Origin of the sequence: Corynebacterium sp. HMSC08D02 (genome assembly GCF_001807505.1) — a bacterium.
Taxonomy (GTDB): Bacteria; Actinomycetota; Actinomycetes; order Mycobacteriales; family Mycobacteriaceae; genus Corynebacterium; species Corynebacterium pseudogenitalium.
Genome location: NZ_KV789239.1, coordinates 1 through 1,148 on the forward strand (window position 1 = coordinate 1; position 1,148 = coordinate 1,148).

Sequence of the window (1,148 nt, forward strand, 5' to 3'; positions counted from 1 at the left end):
TTGTGGATCCGGCAGGGGCCAGCTTCCAGCGTGGTCGTTGGTTTGAGCGCATTGATGCTGGCGCAACGTTGACTGCCGCTATGCACATGGAGGTTACAACCCAAGACAGTGCTGTTGATTCTGATGGTGACGGTCTGCCGGATGTCTGGGAGCGTGAAGGGGTTACCCTAAGCGACGGTACGGCCATGCCACTGAATCAGTGGGGTGCTGATCCTGAGCGCCCGGATTTGTTCCTGCAGCTTAATTGGATGAACTCGCAGTGGCAGCAGGCTGGCTGCGACACACCTGGTGCGGATGCTGCCATGTGTGCGCAGATGTCGGTGGCAAGCTACCGCCCACACCGCGATATTTTGCAGCAACTGGTGGATCGCTTCGACCAGTACGGGGTCAACCTGCACATCGATGCCGGTGATACCTACACCAACATTGCAAACTACCCGACGCGTCATGGTGGACAGACTGAAGCCTATGCCCCGTACTACTTCGAGGGCACCATCCCGGGCATGAAGCTGGTCGATAATATCGATACCCTCTTGGGTGCACGTGCGGCAGTCTTCCGCGTTGGTGTCATTGGGGACCAGATGCAGCGCGGCCACTGGGGTACCGGGTTGGCCCTGGTTGCGGATAACTCGTTTTATGTTGCCAAGCATGAACGCATGCGCACCGATGATCAGCTGCGCAACACGATCATGCACGAGCTCGGCCACACGCTGGGGCTCAACCACAATGGTTCGATGAAGTTCGCCAACGAGGTCCCGCAGTCGGATTACCTGCCGAACTACTACTCGGTGATGAACTACCTCTACCAGTTCACCCACTTTAACTACTCGGATGAAGAATCCGTCTCCGGTGGGCCACTACCGGAGGTGTGCAACCAGCCGGGCATGGACTGCTACAAAGGTGACTACCGTGTGCCAGCCGACTGGGACAACCTGATGATCAACACCGGCAAGATCGGCAAGGATTACAACTCCACCATCGGTGCCGCCGATGTGAAGGTTGATGGTAAAGCGCTTGCCGCGCAACAGGAAGCGATGCAGGCGGCAGAAGATGCGCAGGGTTCTGTCAAGGTTGCTGTTGTTGATTCCCCGCAGCTTCACCGTGGTGAGAATACGGTGAGCTTGAAGGTTGCAAATCCTGGGTTGGAT

General features: G+C 57.1%; 1 protein-coding gene. It reads left to right on the forward strand.

Translation table 11 applies throughout. The features are described from left to right. The coding region (locus HMPREF3170_RS05110) for a zinc-dependent metalloprotease (protein WP_210385497.1) at positions 1-1,148 on the forward strand (1,148 nt) is incomplete at both ends.